We start from the raw sequence: 20,687 nt of genomic DNA, 5'->3' as shown, positions 1-20,687 counted from the left end.
GATGAGTAAAGAAAGCTTAGGTACTTCCATAGTAATTACCTCAGGCAAAGGTGGAGTTGGTAAAACTACTACTAGTGCCAATATAGGCACTGGACTTGCTATGAAAGGTAAATCTGTAGTCGTGGTGGATGCAGATATAGGACTTAGAAATTTAGATGTAATAATGGGTTTAGAAAATAGGATAGTCTATGACATAGTAGATGTAGTAGAAAAAAACTGTAGATTGAAACAAGGGCTTATAAAGGACAAGCGATTTGATAAACTATATTTACTTCCTGCAGCTCAAACTAAGGACAAGTCTGCAGTAAAACCAGAACAAATGATGGAGTTAGTAAATGATTTGAAGAAGGAGTTTGAATATATCATAATAGACTCTCCAGCGGGAATAGAGCAAGGTTTTCAATATTCTATAGCAGGTGCAGATAAGGCTATTATAGTTACTACACCAGAAATATCAGCCGTAAGAGACGCAGATAGGGTAATAGGCATATTAGAGGCAAATGGACTAAATAATCCAGAACTTATCATAAATAGGATTAGACCTGATATGGTAAAGCGTGGAGATATGATGAACATGGAGGATATAAAAGATATCCTTGCTATTGATTTAATAGGTATAGTACCAGATGATGAAGAAATAGTTATATCGTCAAATAAAGGTGAGCCAGCAGTCATAGAGGCTAGATCATTGGCAGGTAAAGCTTATATGAACATTGCAAATAGAATAGATGGCCAAGAGGTAGAACTATTAAATTTAGAAGAAAATGGAGAGAACAAATTTAGTAAGATTTTAAAATTACTATTTGGTAAATAGGAGGGGTATTCTTGGATTTTCTTAAGATATTTAATTTAAAAAAAGAAAACAGTAAAAACAAAGCAAAGGAAAGACTTAAATTAGTATTGGTTCATGATAGATCAGATTTGTCACCTAAACTTTTAGATATGATGAAAAGCGATATCATTAGAGTCATTTCTGAATATGTGGATATTGATGAAAATGAGATGGATATAAAAGTTACCAGAATGAAAAAAGATAATGAATCTTCACCATTATCAGCTCTAGTAGCTAATATTCCTATAGTTAAGTTGAAAAATAAGGAATAATTAAAAAATAAAAAACAGAAATTTGTCATAAAACCTACTGCTTGTAAATATTTATAGTATTAAGGTAGGTGTTTATATGAAGAGGAGAATAGAGAAATTTATAGGAAGTTTAAACTTACATAAATTTAAATATTTAAATAAATTTTTGTTAAAAGTCTTCATAGTGGTTTCTGTTATAATTTTTGTCTTATTGCTTAAAAAGATAAATATACCAAATACTAATAAAGTATTAGGAAAGATTGATTATGTTATATCTCAAGATTTCAATATAAAAGATCAAGGGAATAGGATTTTTAAAAAAGTAGAACAAATTATCTATGATTCTTCTAAATTTATTAGCACCTTTAATGAAGAAGATATAGATAAACTATCTTCGCCAATTAATGGAGAAATATATAGGCCTTTTAAATCGGGGGAAAATAAAGGTATAGATATATTGTCTTTAGATGGAAAGGATCCCGTATCTATTACAGATGGAGTAGTAAAAGAAATAAAGATAGATGAAAAAAAGGGATACTTCGTGACAGTAGAAAGGGATAATATGCTAATCACCTATGGATATTTATCTAAGGTATATGTAGCTAAGGGAGATTCAATAAATACTTTAGATCCAATAGGGAAATTAGGTAAAAATAAGGATGATAAAAAATATTTAAGATTAGAGATTGAAATTGATATGGAGATAGTTGATCCAGAAAAGTATATAGAAATTAAAAATAGTCTCAGTACTTAGTACTGAGACCATTTTATTTAAACTATACTAATTAAAAAATAAATGATATTATAATATATGAATATACTAATAGACAAGGTGATTTAATGATAAATAAAGATAAATTAGAAAAAGTATTAAAGCGAGTGGAGAAGCCTGCTAGATATATAGGTATGGAACAAAACTCTATTATAAAAGATTTAAATAAAGTAAAGGTAAAATTTGCCTTTTCATATCCAGATATATATGAAGTTGGCATGTCCCATTTAGGACTTCATATACTATATAATCTTATAAATAGTAAGGAAGATTTCGCCTGTGAAAGAGTATTTGCTCCTTGGGTAGATATGGAGGAAGAAATGAGGCGAGAAGACTTACCATTATTTACTTTGGAAAGCAAAGAGGAACTAAGAAGTTTTGATTTTTTAGGTTTTACACTACAATATGAGATGAGCTATACGAATATACTAAATATGCTAGACCTTTCGAATATTCCCTTCTACTCTAAAGATAGAGATGATACTTACCCTTTTATAATAGGAGGAGGGCCTTGTGCATATAATCCTGAACCTATAGCAGATTTTATTGACTTTTTTGTAATAGGTGAAGCAGAAGAACTAATAGTAGAGATTTTAGATATATATAAAGAGATGAAGGAAAAATCTTGGGATAGAGATAGTTTTCTAAAGTCTATAGCAAATTTAAAAGGTGTATATGTACCAAAGTTTTATGATGTGAAATACAAAGCAGATAATACTATAGAAAAGATGTATCCATTAATTGATGATATACCTACAAAAATAGAAAAGGCTTTTGTTCAAGATGTTGAAAATATGTATGTACAGGATAAAATTATAGTTCCATTTATAGAGACAGTTCATGATAGAGTGGTACTAGAAATATTTAGAGGATGTACAAAGGGATGTAGATTTTGCCAAGCAGGGATGCTTTATAGACCTATAAGGGAAAAATCACCAGAAAACTTAATGAAGACTGCAAAGGATTTAGTAGAATCTACAGGATATGATGATATATCCTTGTCATCTCTAAGTTCTTGTGATTATAGCCAAATTCAATTTATAATAAAAAGTCTTATAGAAGAGTACAAAGATAAAAAAGTAGGAGTATCTCTTCCATCTCTAAGACTAGATTCCTTTAGTATAGACATATTAAAAGAAATAGAAAAGGTAAGAAAGACTGGATTAACCTTCGCACCTGAAGCAGGAACTCAAAGACTTCGTGATGTAATAAATAAAGGAATAACAGAGGAAGACTTAAGTACAGCAGTAGGATATGCCTTTAAAGAAGGGTGGTCTAGGGTAAAATTATACTTTATGATAGGTCTACCTACAGAAACGGATGAAGATCTATTAGGCATAAAAGATATGGCTTATGATGTAAGGAATACATTTTTCAATAGGCCAAAGGAAGAGATAAGAGGAAACTTTAGAGTTACAGTAAGTGCATCTTGTTTTGTTCCTAAGCCTTTTACTCCTTTTCAATGGGTAGCTCAAGATTCTATAGACGAATTTAAAAGAAAATCCTTATTAATAAAAGATAGTATAAAAGAGAAAAAAATAGTATTTAATTATCACAATGCAGAGCTAAGTTATATGGAAGCTATATTTGCCAGAGGTGATAGAAAACTATCTCAATTATTAGAAAAAGCTTATAAATCAGGTTGTAAACTTGATGGATGGTCTGAACACTTTAAATTTGACAATTGGCTAAAAGCTATGGAAGATTTAAATATAGATGGAGACTTTTATGCAAGAAGAAAAAGAGAATTAGAGGAAGTATTTCCTTGGGATTTTATAGATCCAGGTGTAAAAAAAGAGTATCTTATAAGGGAATACAAAAAGGCAGTAAAAGAAGAGACAACTCTAGACTGTAGGATAAATTGTAATGCCTGTGGAATAGAAGATTGTAGCATGAGAGGTGTATATAGTTGAGTTTAAGAGTAAAGTTTAATAAAAAAAATTATTTGAAATATATTTCTCATTTAGACACTATGAGATTATTTGAGAGAGCTTTTAAAAGGGGAGGTATTCCTGTAGAGTTTTCTCAAGGTTTTAACCCTCACCCAAAGTTTTCAATAGCAAGCCCTATATCCCTAGGGATTGAAAGTGAAGAAGAGTATATGGATATTGAATTAAGTGAACAAATGAGTCTAGAGGAATTTAAATCTAAGCTAAACTCTGCACTTCCAAAGGATATTCAAATTTTAGAAGCAAAGTATACAGATGATAAAAAGACCATAGCCTCCCTTATTACTTGGGCTAAATACAATATTATAATCAAACAAGAAGATAATATAGATATAGAAAAAGTAAGAAATAGCCTTGTAAACTGGATACAACAAGATGAGATAATAATAGAAAGACTTAGAAAAAAGAAAAAACAAAAGGTATTAAAGCAGGAAAATATAAGTGATTTAATAAGAGAATTTAAGATTATAGATATAGACAAAGATACAGTGAAGGTTGAAGTAATGTTAAAAACTGGTAGTGACAAAAATCTAAGACCCTTTGATTTTGTAAAGGCTCTCATGAGAGATAATTATTTACAAGGAGAATTAGATTTAGTAGAGATAAAGAGAGAACAACTTTTAATAGGAGATGGGATAGAAATTTTTAAAATTGTAAATTAGGAGAGTTATATATGAATTATATTTTCATTGACTCAAAAGAAGATACTAAGAAAATGGGAATAGTAGAAGAAGATAGATTAGTAGAATATTTTATAGAAGAAAAGAAGAATCAAACATTAGTTGGAAATATATATAGAGCAAGAATACTAAATGTGTTAAAGGGAATGGATGCAGCTTTTTTAGATATAGGTGAAGGGAAAAATGCCTATCTCTATGTAAAGGATGCTTTGAACCTAGAACAGATGTATAGCCATAAAAAATTTAAAATAAATCAAGTTTTAACCCAAGGAGAAGATGTAATAGTACAGGTCATAAAGGATGCTGTTGGAAATAAGGGGCCTAAGCTGACAACCCATATAAGTATACCTGCAAGATTTATGGTATTAACACCTTATTCTAGAAATATAAATATATCTAAAAAAATTGAAGAAAAATCTGAGATAAAAAGACTAAAAAACTTAGGCAAAGAAATGGTTCAAGAAAATATGGGAGTTATATTTAGGACCAACTCTAAAGATGTAGATGAGGATATGCTTATAGCAGAATATAAGAAATTAGTAAAAATATATAAAAAAATTCAAAGGGAAAGAAATTTCTCGCCAACTCCCAAATTACTTTATAGAGAAGCAGATACATCATTAAAGCTAATAAGAGATATCTACAATGAAAAAAAATATAAAATAATAGTAAATGATAAGGAAACTTATAGAGAAATCTTAGAATTAGAAGATAGCTTTTCTCAAAGCATAAGTGAAAATATAGGATACAAAAAGAATTTTAGTGTAGACACTAATCCTATTATAAATAGGGATTTAAGTATAGCTTTAAATAGGAATGTGCCATTAGATAGTGGTGGATATATTGTAATAGATGAAACAGAAGCCTTGACAGCTATAGATGTGAATACTGGAAAATATACAGGATCCTATTCTTTAAAGGGGACAGTACTTAGGACAAACTTGGAAGCCTGTGAAGAAATAGCTAGACAGATTAGGCTTAGAAATATAGGTGGTATAATAATTATAGATTTTATAGATATGAAAAGTAAAAAAGATATTTCTGAGGTCCTTATAAGTTTAAAAGAGTATTTTAAAAAAGATAAAAATAAACCTAATTTAATAGGGATTACAAAACTAGGACTTGCTGAAGTTACTAGAAAAAGAGTTGGCCCTCCATTGAGTTCGAAGCTCTTGAAAAATTGCGAAAATTGTTATGGAATAGGTAAAGTTAAAAAAATAAGAGATTGACAAAGCCTTTATTATCTGTTAGAATATTTGGGTGTAGAGCCGCACAATGTGGGTTTTAAAGCATAGTCACCTGACATTGGCGAGACTAGGTAAGAGGAGGTGCCGCAATATGTACGCAGTAATAGAAACTGGTGGAAAACAATATAGAGTTCAAGAAGGAGACACTCTTTTTGTAGAAAAACTTGATGCAGAAGAAGGTCAATCAGTTAGCTTTGACAAAGTACTTATACTATCTAATGAAGGAGAATTATCAGTAGGTAGTCCATATGTAGAAGGAGCAAAAGTAGAAGCAAATGTACTAGCTCAAGGAAAAGCTAAAAAAATAATAGTTTTCAAATATAAAGCAAAGAAAAACTATAAAAAGAAACAAGGTCATCGTCAACCATTTACAAAAGTTAAAATTGAAAAAATAGTAGGTTAGTATGATCATTGTTGAAATATTTAAAGATAAGCATGAAAATATAAATGGATATGAAGTCTTTGGTCACGCAGAATATGATGAATATGGCAAAGACATAGTATGTTCAGCTATATCAATATTAGCTCAGACAACCCTTATGTCTCTAGTAGATGTATGTGGTATAAAAGAAGAAGATATCCAATATAGTATAGAAGAACAGACAGGTTATTTAAGAGTAATTTTAAAAGAAGGCTTAGATTCTAAAGAATTTAAAGACTCACAAATAGTATTAAAGACTTTTGAATTAGGAGTAAAGTCTATACAAGAAAATTATTCTAAATATGTTACTCTCAAATATGGGGAGGTGTAATTGATGATTAAATTGAACTTACAGTTATTTGCTTCAAAAAAAGGAGTAGGTAGTTCTAGAAACGGTAGAGATAGTGAAGGAAAGAGATTAGGTGTTAAAAAGGGAGATGGCCAAACAGTATTGTCAGGAAATATCCTTGTTAGACAAAGAGGTACTAAAATCCACCCTGGTACTAATGTAGGAAAGGGAAGCGATGATACTCTTTTTGCAACAGTTGATGGTGTAGTTAAGTTTGAAAGACTAGGCAAGGATAGAAAGAAAGTAAGTGTTTATCCTTCTGAAGAATTAGCATAATATATATTTAAGCTTACCTTATGGTAAGCTTTTTTTAATAAACTGACCACTATATGGGTATTCATATAATAATAGAATTTAATAATAGGGATGTTGATAATATGTTTATTGATAAGGCCAAGATAACAGTTAAAGCTGGAAAAGGTGGAAATGGTATTGTAGCTTGGAGAAGAGAAAAATACGAGCCATCAGGAGGACCATATGGTGGAGATGGTGGACATGGTGGTAGTGTAATATTAAAGACAGATTCAGGTATAAGAACTTTGATGGACTTCAAATATAAGAGAATGTATGTTGCTGAAAATGGCGAGGATGGCAGATCCAAAAGACAAATTGGTAAAGATGGAGAAGATATACTTTTAAAAGTACCAATAGGCACCCTAGTAAAGGATGTAGAAACTGGAAGAGTCATAGTAGATTTAAAAGAAAAAGATCAAGAATTTGTAATTGCAAAGGGAGGTAGAGGTGGCAGGGGAAATGCTAGATTTGCCACTGCTACAAGGCAGGCTCCAGGATTTGCAGAACAAGGTAAAAAAGCTGAACAAAGAGAGATTGTACTAGAGCTAAAACTTCTTGCAGATGTAGGATTAGTAGGATTTCCCAATGTAGGTAAATCTACTATATTGTCTTTAGTATCAGCTGCTAAACCTAAGATAGCCAATTATCATTTCACAACTCTAAAACCAAATTTAGGAGTAGTAAAAATTGCTGAAGAAAAGAGTTTTGTAATAGCAGACATACCTGGTCTTATAGAAGGGGCTTCAGAAGGAGTAGGATTGGGTTATGATTTCTTAAGACATGTAGAGAGGACTAGAGTGTTAGTTCATGTATTAGATGCCTCAGGAAGTGAACACAGGGACCCAGTAAAAGATTTTTATGATATAAAAGATGAATTGATTAAGTATAATGCAAAACTTTCAAATAAGCCTGAAATAATAGTTGCAAACAAGATGGATTTACCTGGTTCAGAAGAAGGATTAGAAAAGATACAAAAAGAATTTGAACCAAAGGGATTTGAAGTTTATCCTGTTTCTGCAGCTACATCAGAGGGTATAAAGGAATTAAAATATGCAATATGGAGATTACTTGAAAATACAGAGATAGAATATGAAACTTATGATGAAGAGTATATCTTTGAAGAAACAAAAGAAGAAGAAGAAATAATTGTAAGAAAAGAAAAGGGCGAATATATAGTAGAGGGAAGCTTTGTAGAGGAGCTACTAGAATCAATATATTTTGATGATGTGGATTCTTTAAGATTTTTCCAAGATACACTTAGGAAAAAAGGCATCGTAGAAGAACTAGAAAGCTTAGGAATAGAGGAAGGAGAGTCTGTATTCATAGCTGGATATGAATTTGAATTCTTCCACTAATATGGAGAAAAGGAGAGGAAATATGTTAACAGGAAAACAGAGAAGCTTTTTAAAGTCCATGGCAAATACTATGGATCCTACACTTCAAATAGGTAAAAATGGACTTACAGAAAACTTTATTAAACAAGTTAATGAAGACTTAGAAAATAGAGAGTTAATAAAAATAAATATATTAAATAATAGTATGTTAGACTCAGATGAAGTAGCTAGAGAATTGACAGAAAAAACAAATTCAGAATTTGTACAAAGTATTGGAAATAAAATAGTAATCTACAGAGAGTCAAAAGAAAATAAAGAAATAAATCTTCCAAAATAAAAGTAGGTGAAAAGATGAAAGTCGGTATACTAGGAGGCACATTTAATCCTATTCACAATGGTCATTTAATCATAGCAGAATATATAAGAGAAACCTTAAACTTTGAAAAGACTATATTTATACCAACTGGTATACCTCCTCATAAAAAAAGAGGTGAAGTCTTAGAGGGAGAAATTAGAGGTGAAATGGTCTCACTTGCCATAGAGTCAAATCCTAAATTTCAACTTTGTAATATAGAAATAGAAAAAAGAGATATTTGTTATACTATAGATACTATAAATACTTTAAAAGAAAAAAACTCTCAAATTGACTTTCATATGATAATAGGAGGAGATTCTTTGCTTAGCCTTCATACTTGGAAGGGATTTAAAGAATTAATATCTGAAATAAATATAGTAGTAGCAGATAGATATGGTGCTTGTGGAGAGCCAGTTGTAAGTGAAATCCATAGATTAAATAAAGAGACAAAGAAAAAAATCATCAGTATAAACACCCCAATAATAGATATATCATCTACAGAGATTAGAGATAAATTAAAACAGGGAAAATCTATTAAATATTTAGTTCCAGAAAAGGTAGAAAATTATATATTAAAAGAAGGGCTTTACATTGACTAAGGACAGTAAATATATGGAGAACATAAGGAATAGGCTATTAGATGATATTGGAGAAAAAAGACTTCTGCATAGCATAAGGGTAGCCCAAACAGCTGTTAGAATTGGTAAGAAATATAATTTAGATGACGACAAAATATTTTTAGCAGGATTATTACATGATTGTGGTAAACTTAAAAACCCAGATAATTTATTGAAACTTGTCAATGATTTTGGTATAATTTTAGATGATATGATGATATACAATATGCAATTAATCCATGGAGAGTTAGGATTTAAAATGGCGGAAAAAATTTATGGGATAAAAAATGTTGAAGTGTTAAATTCCATAAAGTATCATACAACAGGCAGAGAAGATATGGCAATACTTGAAAAATTAATATTTATTGCTGATTATATAGAGCCTATGAGAAATTTTGAAGGAATAGAAAAAGTTAGAGATTTAGTTGAAACTGATTTAAATAGGGCTATCATATTAGCTATGGAACAAAATATAAAATTTTTAGTAGATAATGATAAATTAATTCATATAAATACAGTAAAAGCATTAAATTATTTAAAATTAGAAATTATTAAGAGAGGGGAAATGGATATTGACTGAATTAGAAAAGAAACTGTCAATTATAACTAAAGCTTGTGAAGATAAAAAAGGTAATGATATTACCCTGTTAGATATTTCTAAATTTAGTACTATAGCAGATCATTTTGTAATAGTAAGTGGAAACTCTTCTACTCAAGTACAGAGTATAGCAGATGAAGTTGAAGATAAAATGGTAGAAGCTGGATACGATCATATAGAAAAAGAAGGATATAGAAGTGGTAGATGGGTATTATTAGATTTTGGAGATATAATCGTCCATGTATTTCATAGGGAAGAAAGAGAATACTATAATCTAGAGAGATTGTGGAGTGAAGATAGAAGTTCCAACTAAAAGTAAAAGGGGGTGAAAAAATGAAATTAGAACTATTAAAAACTGATAATGCTCCAGCAGCAGTAGGTCCATATTCTCAAGGAGTTAAAGCAGAGAATATAATTTATACATCTGGACAACTTCCAATAAATCCAGAGACTGGTAAATTACTTACAGGAGACATAAAAGAACAAGCTAAAATGAGCTTAGAAAATGTTAAAGCAGTTTTAGAATCAGCAGGTGCTACTTTAGAAGATGTAGTTAAAGTTACAGTATTTGTAGCAGACATAAACAAATTTTCAGATATAAATGAAGTTTATGGACAATATTTCTCAAGCCATAAGCCAGCTAGAAGTCTAGTAGAAGTTTCAAAACTTCCACTAGGAGGAGAAATAGAAATAGAAGCAATAGCAATAAAATAAATAAATAAAAAATTCTGGTCCAGGGACCAGAATTTTTTATTTATTTATCCTGAGCTTGTCGAAGGATCTTTCTTTTAAATACATAAGATTCTTCACTATGTTCAGATAAGTAGGCAGCCCAATCTTTGATTGGTGCTGATCACTTAGTTTGTTTATCTAATGACAGTATAGAATAATTTTTTTAATAGTATTGTGAATAATTTCTCTTGAATCTTCTCTTTCTTCGCTTTGATTTATTATATAGATATAGAATTCTAAAAAGTATTAAAAAAGCAAATACAAATAGATACCATTTATCAAGTAATATACTAAAAAAACTTAGAGGTGGTAGAGCATTTACATCAAGAGTAGACACAATATCTAATTGGCCTATAAGAGTTCCATTGAGATAGTATTCAGCCTTACCTAGGACATCCCCCTTTGTAATGGGTGCCTCTATATTCTTATTCATAGTTATAACTTTTTCTACTTTGCTTTCACTATTTTTATTCAATGAATAAAAAAGATTTTTATCTAAAATAGCTGAAACATATGGTAACTCACCATTTTCAATATAAATATTGTCTATAAATTCATTGGCACGACCTATTATGCTCCTTTGAAAATCATTAAATCCATGATTAAATAGTTTTGTAGTATCAGCATATACACCTGTATAGCTAGATTTTAAAACTACACTAAGTAAATTCCTATCGGCTCTATTTGCAAAGCTTACTAGACAGCTTTTAGCATGAGATGTGGTTCCAGTCTTAACACCAGATATCCCTTCGTACTCTATAGGTACAATTTTTCCATCAAGATTCATCTTTTCATTTCCATATAAAAATTTATTTGTGTTATATAGATATCTTGATTCAGTTTTCTTATTTGTAGGTCCGATTACATAGCTAGATTTTTGCACTATTTCTCTAAAGGTTTTATTCTTCATTGCATATCTAGCAATTAAGGAAAGATCATAGGCAGTAGAATAATGATTGTCATCATGAAGTCCATTTGGATTTACAAAATGAGTGTTTTTAGCTCCCAACTCTTTAGCTTTATCATTCATCATTTTAACAAATCCATCGATAGACCCAGCTACATGCTTTCCAAGAGCTAGTGCAGCATCGTTACCAGAGGCTATAAGCATAGCATTTAAAAGATCTTCAAATAGGACTTCCTCATCATAATCTAGGGATATATGAGCCCCCTCAGTTAAACTTATGATCTCATCATCAACCATAACCATATCCTTCATATTTCCATTTTCAATAGCAAGTATGGCCGTCATTATCTTTGTAGTACTTGCAGGATATAATTTTTCATGAGCATTTTTTTCATAGAGGATTTCATCGCAATCAATATCTATTAAGATAGCAGCTTCTCCAGTTAAATTTATATCTTCTTGGGCAAAGGCATATGTATTTATCATCATAATAGATATGAGTACAAATAATAGAATTTTCTTCAAATTATCACCACCTTTTAATAAATTACATTATATCAGAAAATAGCTAGTTTTTTAAGGTGAAAATTTTATTTTTAAAAAGGAAAAAAGAAAAATTAGTCGAATATATTAATATGGAGATAAGGGAGGGAGAAAATGGATAATCACTTTACAAAAAAAGAACAAATAGTTATACTGGTATTGGCTTTGTTAATAGTTTTTATATTAGGATTTAAATTTCTTAATAGCCCTAATGAAGAATTTGAAATAAAAAGAGCAGAACTAGAGGAGGATACAAGTACAGATTTAGAACTTATATCTACAAAGGAAGCTCTAGAAGAAGCTCCAGAAGAAGAACCGGATGAAATAATGATCCATATAAGTGGACAAGTATATAATCCTGGATTAATAAAGCTAGAATTAGGTAAAAGATTAATAGATGCAGTAGAATTGGCAGGAGGCTTGAAAAAAGAGGCAGACTTAGATAAAATTAACTTAGCAAAGAAATTACAAGATGAGGACAAAGTTTACATACCTAAAATAGGAGAAGCTATAGATGCTGAAATCCAAACTCTGTCAACTAGTAGTGAAGATGTAAATAGTAATTTAAAGGCAAAGATAAATATAAATAAATGTACAAAAGAAGAATTAGTTTCTCTGCCGGGCATAGGTGAAGCTACTGCAGGGAAGATTTTAGACTATAGAAGTAATAATTCATTTAAAACAATAGAAGATATAATGGATGTTTCTGGAATAGGAGAGAAAAAGTTTTCAAGTATAAAGGAATTGATAACAGTAAGATAGCGAGGTATAAAAATGGATAGAAAAAGACTTACAGAACTTACAAAAAACTCTGGCTGAGCTGGCAAAATCGCTCCCGATATATTGGCACAGGTCTTGTGCCATTTACCAACAACAGATGATGAAAATTTAATAATAGGTTTAGATACTTCAGATGATGCTGCAGTATACAAGATAAACGATGAGATAGCTTTAATTCAAACCCTAGATTTTTTTACTCCTGTAGTAGATGATCCATATGTATTTGGACAAATAGCTGCTGCAAATGCTTTAAGTGATATATATGCTATGGGTGGAGAGCCAAAGCTTGCTATGAATATAGTAGCTTTTCCAGATTGTTTAGACCCTTCAGTTTTAAGTGAAATCTTAAAGGGAGGGCATGACAAAGTAATAGAAGCAGGAGCAATACTAGTAGGAGGTCATAGTGTATCAGATGATGAGCCAAAATATGGACTATCTGTATCAGGCTTTGTTCATCCAGAAAAGGTACTTGGAAACAACAATTCAAAGCCTGGTGATGTACTAATACTTACTAAACCCCTAGGATCTGGGATTATAAATACTGCTATAAAAGGTGGTTTAGCAGATAAGGAAAGCTATGATGATGCAGTAAATACTATGGCTACATTGAATAAATTTGGAAAAAAAGCTATGGATAAAATAGGAAATATAAATAGCGTAACAGATATAACAGGCTTTGGACTTCTAGGACATGCACTGGAAATGGCAGAAGGAAGTGGAGTTAGCTTTGAAATCTGGAGTGAAAATATTCCAACTATGAAAAATGCAAAAGAATACGCAAATATGGGACTTATTCCAGCAGGAGCATATGGAAATAGAGACCATATTGGAGATAAGGTAGTTTTTGAAGATGTAGATCCAATTTTGAAAGATATACTTTATGATCCACAGACTTCAGGTGGACTACTTATATCTATATCTGAAGAAAAGTCTAAAGAGCTTTTAAAAGAATTAGATAACTCACCTACAAAATGTGCTATAATAGGAAAAGTAGAAAAAAGAGGAGAGTACATATTAAAGGTGAAATAATTAAAAAGAGGGATTATATGAAAAACAATGACTTATTTAGCCTTATTCCCAAGGTAGATGATATTCTAAAAAAAGATGAAATAAATAATTTATTAGAAAAAATTCCAAGGAAAATAGTTTTAGACTCTATAAGATCAGAAATAGAGAGAATTAGAAATCATATAAAAGAAGATACACTCTCTAAAGAAGAAATAATCTCAAGTATAAAACAATTATCTAAAAACATAAAACTAAAATCAGAAAAAAAAGATAGATATAATTTAATACCAGTGGTAAATGCCACTGGTGTTGTAATCCATACTAATTTAGGAAGATCATTACTTAATTCTAAAGTTATAGAAAATTTGACTAATCTTGGTTCAAGTTATTCAAATTTAGAGTATGAGTTAAGTAGTGGGAGAAGAGGGTCTAGATACTCCCATTTAGAAGATATCTTAAAAGAGATAACTGGCGCAGAATCAGCAATGGTGGTAAATAACAACGCAGCAGCAGTTATGTTAGTTTTAAGTACCTTAGCTAAAGATAAGGAGGTAATAGTATCTAGAGGTGAATTAATAGAAATTGGAGGATCCTTTAGAATTCCTGAAGTTATGGAGCTATCTGGTGCAAAACTTAGAGAAGTAGGCACCACAAACAAAACCCATTTGAGAGACTATGAAAAAGCTATAAATGAAGAAACTAAAGCTCTACTAAAGGTCCATACTTCTAATTATCGTATACTTGGATTTACATCTGAAGTAGACTCAAGTGAGCTTATGGATTTAAAGAAAAAATATGATATTCCTGTCATTGAGGACTTGGGAAGTGGAGTTCTAATTGATTTAGCAAAGTATGGATTAGAGCATGAAGCTACAGTTCAGGAGTCTTTAAATAAGGGTGTAGATGTAGTAACCTTTAGTGGAGATAAGCTTTTAGGAGGACCTCAAGCTGGAATCATAGTAGGTAAAAAGAAATATATTGAAGAGATGAAAAGAAATCCTCTGACAAGGGCTTTTAGAATAGATAAATTTACTATAAGTGCATTAGAGGCAACTTTAAAATACTATCTGGAAGAAGAAATTGCAGTTGGAGAAATTCCTACTTTAAATATGTTAACTAAAAATATATCTGAAATAGAAGAAATGAGCTATAAATTAAGAGATTCAATAGAAAGCTTAGATCTTGAAAAATGGATAGATATAGATATAGAAGATGATTTTTCAGAAGTAGGTGGAGGGTCTCTTCCTCTTGAAGAATTGCCTACAAAATGTGTGGTTCTAAACTTGAAAAATTTAAGTACCCAAAGATTTGAAGATCAATTAAGAGAGTACAAAGTCCCTATTATAACTAGGGTATATAGAGATAAAATATATATGGACTTAAGAACTATAAAAGAATCTGAAATAAAAATCATAAAAGAAGCTATAGAATTTGCAATGGAGAATCTAGGAGTGGAGAAATGAAACATATAATCATTGGAACTGCAGGACATATAGATCATGGCAAAACTACCCTTATAAGAGCTTTAACTGGTAGAAACACAGACAGATTAAAAGAAGAACAAAAAAGAGGTATATCCATAGAATTAGGATTTACCTACTTTGATTTGCCTAGTGGACAAAGAGCAGGTATAATAGATGTTCCAGGCCATGAAAAATTTATAAAGAATATGCTTGCTGGAATAATAGGTATAGATATTGTAATATTAGTAGTGGCAGCTGATGAGGGAATTATGCCTCAAACCCATGAACACCTTCAGATTTTAGATTTACTTGGAATACAAAAGGGTTTTATAGTAATCACTAAAACTGATTTAGTAGAAGAAGAGTGGATAGAATTAATAGAAGAAGAGATAAAAGAAGGAATAAAAGGTAGTTTTTTAGAAAATCAACCTATATTAAAGGCTTCTTCTAAGGATAAGGACAGTTTAAAAGGTATAATAGATTTATTGGAGACTTATAGTAAAGATATAGAGCCAAGGAATCTACAAGAGATATCTAGATTACCTGTAGATAGAGCCTTTGTCATCTCAGGATTTGGCACTATAGTGACAGGTACACTTCTATCTGGAACTTTGAAAATAGGAGATGAAGTACAAATATTTCCAGGACAAACAAAGGCAAGAGTTAGAACACTACAAGTTCATGATAAAGATGCAGAAGTAGCTTATGCTGGTCAAAGAGTTGCAATGAATTTAGCAGGTGTAAAAAAAGAGGAAGTAGATAGAGGAAGCGTCATAGCTCCTGTAGGATCTATGGAAGATACTATGATGTTAGATGTGAAACTAAAACTATTAAAATCAATTGATAAGTCCATAAAAAATAGGACTAGAGTTAGACTGTATATAGGAACTAAAGAAGTGCTCTGTAGAGTTGTCTTACTCGATCGTGAAGAGCTTCTTCCAGGGGAAGAATCCTATGCTCAGTTAAGACTTGAAGAAGAGATAGTTGCCAAATGGAAGGATAAATTTATCATAAGATTTTATTCTCCTATGTTTACCATTGGTGGGGGAGAAGTATTAGATCCAAATCCAAGTAAAAAGAAGAGATTTGAAGAAAATTTAATAGAGCAATTAAAGATTAAGGAACAGGGGAGCCCTAAAGATCTAATAGAAAACATTATCCTAAAGTCAAAAATAGAGTTTCCAAGTATAAAGGAACTTTCCATAAAAACTTCTATGCTAGAAGATAAGTTAAAAGAAAATATAGAAATTCTAATAGATGAAGATAAGGTACTAAAGTTTCAACTTACAAATGATTCTTATCTAATTCATAGAGAAAATTTTAATAATATCAAAAAAAATATAATAGATGAATTGGAAAAATTTCATGATTTATATCCTCTTCGAGCTGGGATTGTAAAAGAAGAATTTAAAAGCAAGTTTTTTAAAGATGTAAAATCTAGGATATATGAATTATTTATAGAAAAATTAATAGAAGATAATCATATAGAAGTTATAGACCAATATATAAAGCTTAAAGACTTTACTATAGAATACTCTGAAGAACAAAAACAGATAAAGTCACAAATTATTAAACTGATGAAAGCAAATAAATACCTTCCCCTTAAAAGAGAAGAGATAAAGACAAAACTCCCATTTAAGGAAAAGGATATATTAGAAGTATTTAACTCTATGGTAAATAATGGACTAATAATCAAAGTAAGTGAAGAAATATTTTTTACTGTGGAAGACTATGAAACTGCCCTTAGATTATTAAAGGAGTTTCTAAATAAAAATAAGACAGTATCAATAGGTGAATATAGAGATCTACTAGAGTCAAATAGAAAGACTACTATTGCTATACTTGAGTATTTTGATAGTAAAAAAATAACTAAAAGAATAGAAGATAAAAGAGAGTTAAATAATTAACTTGATTTCCATGAGGTGAAAGAATGAAAGACAATATACTCATTGTAGAAAGAGACAAGCTCTTTATAAATTCAATGAAATATAATTTAGAACAAGACAATCACAATGTAGATATAGTGGAAGACACAAAAGAAGTATTGGGAAAAATAAAACAAAAAACATATGATATAGTTATAATAGATTCAGATACACCAGATATAAAAGGCTTTGACTTATGTAAAAAGATAAGAGAAGTCTCATTAATACCTATAATAGTAATTTCTGAAAATAATGATGATATATCAAAGATTCTAGCTTTTGATTATGGAGTAGATGATTATCTAACAAAGCCCTTTAATATATTAGAATTAAAAGCTAGGATTAAATCAATATTTAGAAGAATAGAATACTCTAGCCAAGAGTCAAAAAAACATATACTAAATATAAAAGATGTAAAAATAAACACCCTAAAAAGAAAGATATCTGTAAAAGATATGGAGATAAATTTAACAGGAAAAGAATTTGATTTATTTTATATTTTATCTACAAGTCCTGGAAAAGTATTTACAAGGGAAGAATTGTTAAAATCAGTATGGGGTTATGCATACTATGGAGATTTGAGGACTGTAGATGTACATATAAGAAGAATAAGAGAAAAGATAGAGAAAAATTTAAAAGATACCCAATATATAATGACAAAATGGGGAGTCGGATATTATTTTGATCATACTTCTTAGAGGAATATTAGTCCTTGACAAATTCATATGTTTTGTTATACTATAGTAGAGTTGACGGCAGTGAATTATGGGAATAGATGGCTTCTGGTGTGGCCTCTAGTCTTCAAAACTAGTATGAGGGGTTAGGAGCTCCTTAGGTGGGTTCGATTCCCACATATTCCCGCCAAAACTTTAAAAGACGAGATATCGTCTTTTTTTTTACTCTTTTTTAAAAAACTTATTTATTTTACAAATAAAGGGTATATTTATAAAGTAGACAAAACATAAGATTAGGGAGGGTTTGTATTGAAAAACAAAAAGATATTAGTACTTATATTAGCTTTAGTTTTATTGACTAATAGCATTGCCTTTGGAGAGTATCAAAATCCAGATATAATTTTAAATGGTAGAGAAATTTATTTACAAAATGATATTTACATAAATGAGGATGGCATAAAAATGATTCCTCTTAGGCAGATAGCTGATAAATTAAACTATAAAGTAGTGTGGAACAGCAAAGATAAAGAGGTAACCCTGGCTAAAATATCAGAGTTTATAAACTTTAAAATAGGCAATGAAGAAGTAAAAACAGAAGATGGGTCTTTTAATTTGGAAACCCTTCCCATTATAAAAGGTGAAAAGACATATGTTCCATTGGAGTTCTTCAGCAATGGCCTAGATCTTATTATTAGTCCTAATTATAATGTATTGAAATTTAGAACAATAGAAGATAATAAGGAAGATTTTTTTTATAAATCTAAAGATACTACACTTAGTTCAAATTTAGACTTATATATGAAAAAACTAGAGGAAAATAGAAATTTCCATGGAAGTATATTAATTGCAAAAGATGGAGAAGTTCTATTAAATAAAGGATATGGACCTTCAAGCTTTGAAGAAAATATAGAAAATAAGTCTCAAACTAAATTTTCCATAGGATCTATAACAAAACAAATTACAGCTATGGCCATTATGCAACTTGATGAAAAGGATCTATTAGATGTGGAGGATAGAGTATCAAAATATTTACCTAATTTTCCAAATGGAGATAAAATTACTATTCACAATTTATTAACCCATACTTCAGGTTTAGAAAATTACACTAGTACATTGGAATTTTTCATTTCAGACTTAAATAATAAAGACCCTTTAAATATGCTTAAACTAGTAGAGGATAAGCCATTACTCTTTACCCCAGGAGAAAAATATAATTATAGTAATACAAACTATCTAATCCTAGGAATAATAGTAGAAAAGGTATCAAATATGAGCTATGAAGAATATTTAAAAGAAAATATATTTAATCCATTAGATATGAATGATACAAATGTGGCATATGGAAAAGACGTGGAAGTCCCAGATGTAAATACTTATGGAGGATTTTTAGAAGTCTTACCAGTAGATGATAGACTTATTTTAACTCAAGCATATGGGGCAGGAAATATTCACTCTACAGTAGAGGATCTGTATAGATGGGATAGAGCATTAAAAGAGGGAAAATTAGTAAAGGAAGAGACATTAGATAAGATATTTAAAGAGCATATAGAGATGGTTCCAGGGATAAGTTATGGATATGGATGGATGATAAGACAGTCACCCTTTGGAAGACAAATATTCCATGGAGGCAATACCTTTGGTTCTACTGCATATATAGAAAACCTTAGAGATTCAGATGTCACAATCATTATCCTAACAAATAATGCTATGTATGATACAGAAACCCTTTCAAATACAATTTTAAATATAATATTTGATAAACCCTATGAGATCCCTGAGAAGTTAGAAGAAGTAAAGATAGAAGACTATTCCATATATGATAGTTATGTAGGGGAATATGATATGGGTGGTGGAGTAATTGTATATATTACAAGGGAAGATGAGGCCCTTTTTGCCCAGCTTACGGGACAAGAAAAATATCCAATATTTCCCATGGATGAAAATAGGTTCTTTTATAAAATAGTTGATGCAAAGATTACCTTTATAAAAGAAGATGAGAAAGTAAATTCTCTAGTATTAAACCAATTTAACTATGATATGGAAGCTATAAAGATAAATTAAAGCTCTTTATATATTTATATCTTTAGTGGGCATATTATTAGATATAGATATGTAAAGGAGAATTTAAATGTACAATAAAAAACTTGAATACTTTAAAAATAGACTACTAGAAGAGAGAAAGAATGTACTAGAAGCTTTAGAAGGTAGACAAAATAATAAAGAGAATACTCTAGAGTTTCAAGATAGGGAGTTATCATCTTATGATAATCATCCAGCGGATATAGCTACTGAAGTATATATGATGGAACAAGACAAGGGATTTGAAGATCAATATATAGATACAATAGAAGAAATAGATAGATCACTAGAAGATATAGAAGATAACAACTATGGGTATTGTTCAAATTGTGACAAGATGATTGGTGAAGAAAGATTAGAAATAATTCCATATGCGAAGACCTGTTTGAAATGTTCAGATGAAGACAAAGAAGGTAAAAATAGAAAAGAAGTATTAGATAATAGAGGTTTTAAATCCAGAAGATATGAAACCTTGGATTACTCTATAAACCCTAGAAAAGACAATGTAGGTTATGACAAAAATGATATTTACCAAGATACAATGCAAGATAATTTAGTACTAAAAGATCCATCATTTTCTACAGGAGATAATATGGGAATATTCGACGAAAATGAAAATCTAGTATAGAGTGATTTATTAATATTGCTAAAATCCAAATACTATGATAAGATGATAAAGAAAATTGAGAATAAAATATTATAAACAATAGGTTCTTTTAGAATAATAGGGAAATCGGTGAAAAACCGATACAGCCCCCGCTACTGTAAATGGGTACGAAATTAACTTATACCACTAGATCATATCTAGGAAGGTGTTAAGAGTAGGATGATCCACAAGTCAGGATACCTGCCTAATTGTTTGTATAAAGTGACCTTC

At 30.2% G+C, this 20,687-nt stretch carries 23 protein-coding genes, 1 tRNA gene and 1 riboswitch; of the genes, 23 read left to right on the top strand and 1 reads right to left on the bottom strand.

What is annotated here, in order from left to right; translation table 11 throughout:
- Position 1 precedes the first annotated feature (1 nt).
- The 15 genes from minD to AC4PG3_RS08650 all read left to right on the top strand — a co-directional run bounded on the left by minD (position 2) and on the right by AC4PG3_RS08650 (position 10,413).
- A complete protein-coding gene (gene minD / locus AC4PG3_RS08720; protein WP_492196272.1) occupies positions 2-814 on the top strand; it encodes a septum site-determining protein MinD in 813 nt (270 codons plus the stop codon).
- A gap of 11 nt (positions 815-825) precedes the next feature.
- Complete coding sequence (minE, locus tag AC4PG3_RS08715; protein ID WP_492196271.1) at positions 826-1,104, top strand: cell division topological specificity factor MinE; 279 nt, start codon at positions 826-828, stop codon at positions 1,102-1,104.
- A 76-nt stretch (positions 1,105-1,180) separates the two neighbouring features.
- Positions 1,181-1,837 (top strand): peptidoglycan DD-metalloendopeptidase family protein, encoded by a 657-nt coding sequence (locus AC4PG3_RS08710; RefSeq protein WP_492196270.1) that lies wholly within the window; start codon positions 1,181-1,183, stop codon positions 1,835-1,837.
- 86 nt (positions 1,838-1,923) lie between these two features.
- Positions 1,924-3,768, top strand: coding sequence for a TIGR03960 family B12-binding radical SAM protein (locus tag AC4PG3_RS08705; protein ID WP_492196269.1), 1,845 nt, complete (start codon positions 1,924-1,926; stop codon positions 3,766-3,768).
- Positions 3,765-4,466 carry a TIGR03936 family radical SAM-associated protein gene (locus AC4PG3_RS08700; protein WP_492196268.1) on the top strand — a complete coding sequence of 234 codons (702 nt, stop codon included), beginning with the start codon at positions 3,765-3,767 and terminating at the stop codon, positions 4,464-4,466. The genes AC4PG3_RS08705 and AC4PG3_RS08700 overlap by 4 nt, the downstream gene beginning before the upstream one ends.
- Positions 4,467-4,477: 11 nt before the next feature.
- Positions 4,478-5,713: an Rne/Rng family ribonuclease gene (locus AC4PG3_RS08695; RefSeq protein WP_492196267.1), complete on the top strand. Its 1,236-nt coding sequence runs from the start codon at positions 4,478-4,480 to the stop codon at positions 5,711-5,713.
- A 109-nt stretch (positions 5,714-5,822) separates the two neighbouring features.
- Complete coding sequence (gene rplU / locus AC4PG3_RS08690; RefSeq protein WP_492196266.1) at positions 5,823-6,134, top strand: 50S ribosomal protein L21; 312 nt, start codon at positions 5,823-5,825, stop codon at positions 6,132-6,134.
- 1 nt (position 6,135) lies between these two features.
- Positions 6,136-6,483, top strand: a complete 348-nt coding sequence (locus AC4PG3_RS08685; RefSeq protein WP_492196265.1) for a ribosomal-processing cysteine protease Prp — start codon at positions 6,136-6,138, stop codon at positions 6,481-6,483.
- A gap of 3 nt (positions 6,484-6,486) precedes the next feature.
- Positions 6,487-6,777 (top strand): 50S ribosomal protein L27, encoded by a 291-nt coding sequence (rpmA, locus tag AC4PG3_RS08680; RefSeq protein WP_492196264.1) that lies wholly within the window; start codon positions 6,487-6,489, stop codon positions 6,775-6,777.
- A gap of 101 nt (positions 6,778-6,878) precedes the next feature.
- Positions 6,879-8,150 (top strand): GTPase ObgE, encoded by a 1,272-nt coding sequence (obgE, locus tag AC4PG3_RS08675; protein ID WP_492196263.1) that lies wholly within the window; start codon positions 6,879-6,881, stop codon positions 8,148-8,150.
- A 22-nt stretch (positions 8,151-8,172) separates the two neighbouring features.
- Positions 8,173-8,466, top strand: a complete 294-nt coding sequence (gene yhbY / locus AC4PG3_RS08670) for a ribosome assembly RNA-binding protein YhbY (protein WP_492196262.1) — start codon at positions 8,173-8,175, stop codon at positions 8,464-8,466.
- A 14-nt stretch (positions 8,467-8,480) separates the two neighbouring features.
- Positions 8,481-9,083 (top strand): nicotinate-nucleotide adenylyltransferase, encoded by a 603-nt coding sequence (gene nadD, locus AC4PG3_RS08665; RefSeq protein ID WP_492196261.1) that lies wholly within the window; start codon positions 8,481-8,483, stop codon positions 9,081-9,083.
- Between the two features lie 13 nt (positions 9,084-9,096).
- Complete coding sequence (yqeK, locus tag AC4PG3_RS08660; RefSeq protein WP_492196260.1) at positions 9,097-9,681, top strand: bis(5'-nucleosyl)-tetraphosphatase (symmetrical) YqeK; 585 nt, start codon at positions 9,097-9,099, stop codon at positions 9,679-9,681.
- Positions 9,674-10,012 carry a ribosome silencing factor gene (gene rsfS / locus AC4PG3_RS08655; RefSeq protein WP_492196259.1) on the top strand — a complete coding sequence of 113 codons (339 nt, stop codon included), beginning with the start codon at positions 9,674-9,676 and terminating at the stop codon, positions 10,010-10,012. The genes yqeK and rsfS overlap by 8 nt, the downstream gene beginning before the upstream one ends.
- Positions 10,013-10,032: 20 nt before the next feature.
- Entirely contained in the window at positions 10,033-10,413 is a 381-nt protein-coding gene (locus tag AC4PG3_RS08650; RefSeq protein WP_492196258.1) for a RidA family protein, read from the top strand.
- Positions 10,414-10,594: 181 nt separating this feature from the next.
- Here AC4PG3_RS08650 and AC4PG3_RS08645 read toward each other — a convergent pair whose 3' ends face one another.
- The gene (locus AC4PG3_RS08645; RefSeq protein ID WP_492196257.1) at positions 10,595-11,863 is read right to left on the bottom strand and encodes a D-alanyl-D-alanine carboxypeptidase family protein; all 1,269 of its coding nucleotides are present in this window, start codon (positions 11,861-11,863) and stop codon (positions 10,595-10,597) included.
- 132 nt (positions 11,864-11,995) lie between these two features.
- Here AC4PG3_RS08645 and AC4PG3_RS08640 point away from each other — a divergent pair, with 132 nt between their 5' ends.
- From AC4PG3_RS08640 to AC4PG3_RS08605, 8 genes are all read left to right on the top strand, one after another.
- On the top strand, positions 11,996-12,643 hold the full coding sequence (locus AC4PG3_RS08640; protein ID WP_492196256.1) for a helix-hairpin-helix domain-containing protein: 648 nt from the start codon (positions 11,996-11,998) through the stop codon (positions 12,641-12,643).
- 12 nt (positions 12,644-12,655) lie between these two features.
- Positions 12,656-13,690 carry a selenide, water dikinase SelD gene (gene selD, locus AC4PG3_RS08635; RefSeq protein ID WP_492196255.1) on the top strand — a complete coding sequence of 345 codons (1,035 nt, stop codon included), beginning with the start codon at positions 12,656-12,658 and terminating at the stop codon, positions 13,688-13,690.
- 17 nt (positions 13,691-13,707) lie between these two features.
- Entirely contained in the window at positions 13,708-15,132 is a 1,425-nt protein-coding gene (gene selA, locus AC4PG3_RS08630) for an L-seryl-tRNA(Sec) selenium transferase (RefSeq protein WP_492196254.1), read from the top strand.
- A complete protein-coding gene (selB, locus tag AC4PG3_RS08625) occupies positions 15,129-17,039 on the top strand; it encodes a selenocysteine-specific translation elongation factor (protein ID WP_492196253.1) in 1,911 nt (636 codons plus the stop codon). Before selA ends, selB begins: the two co-directional genes overlap by 4 nt.
- 23 nt (positions 17,040-17,062) lie before the next feature.
- The gene (locus tag AC4PG3_RS08620) at positions 17,063-17,755 is read left to right on the top strand and encodes a response regulator transcription factor (RefSeq protein ID WP_492196252.1); all 693 of its coding nucleotides are present in this window, start codon (positions 17,063-17,065) and stop codon (positions 17,753-17,755) included.
- A gap of 69 nt (positions 17,756-17,824) precedes the next feature.
- Positions 17,825-17,921, top strand: a tRNA-Sec gene (locus AC4PG3_RS08615).
- 119 nt (positions 17,922-18,040) lie between these two features.
- A complete protein-coding gene (locus AC4PG3_RS08610) occupies positions 18,041-19,792 on the top strand; it encodes a serine hydrolase (RefSeq protein WP_492196251.1) in 1,752 nt (583 codons plus the stop codon).
- Between the two features lie 67 nt (positions 19,793-19,859).
- Positions 19,860-20,438, top strand: coding sequence for a TraR/DksA C4-type zinc finger protein (locus AC4PG3_RS08605; protein WP_492196250.1), 579 nt, complete (start codon positions 19,860-19,862; stop codon positions 20,436-20,438).
- Between the two features lie 63 nt (positions 20,439-20,501).
- A riboswitch (cobalamin riboswitch) is annotated at positions 20,502-20,680 on the top strand.
- Positions 20,681-20,687 lie beyond the last annotated feature (7 nt).

Source organism: Tissierella sp. QWL-11, assembly GCF_058683765.1.
The sequence above is the reverse complement of the archived record's forward strand: the minus strand, read 5'-3'. Positions and strand labels throughout refer to the sequence as shown.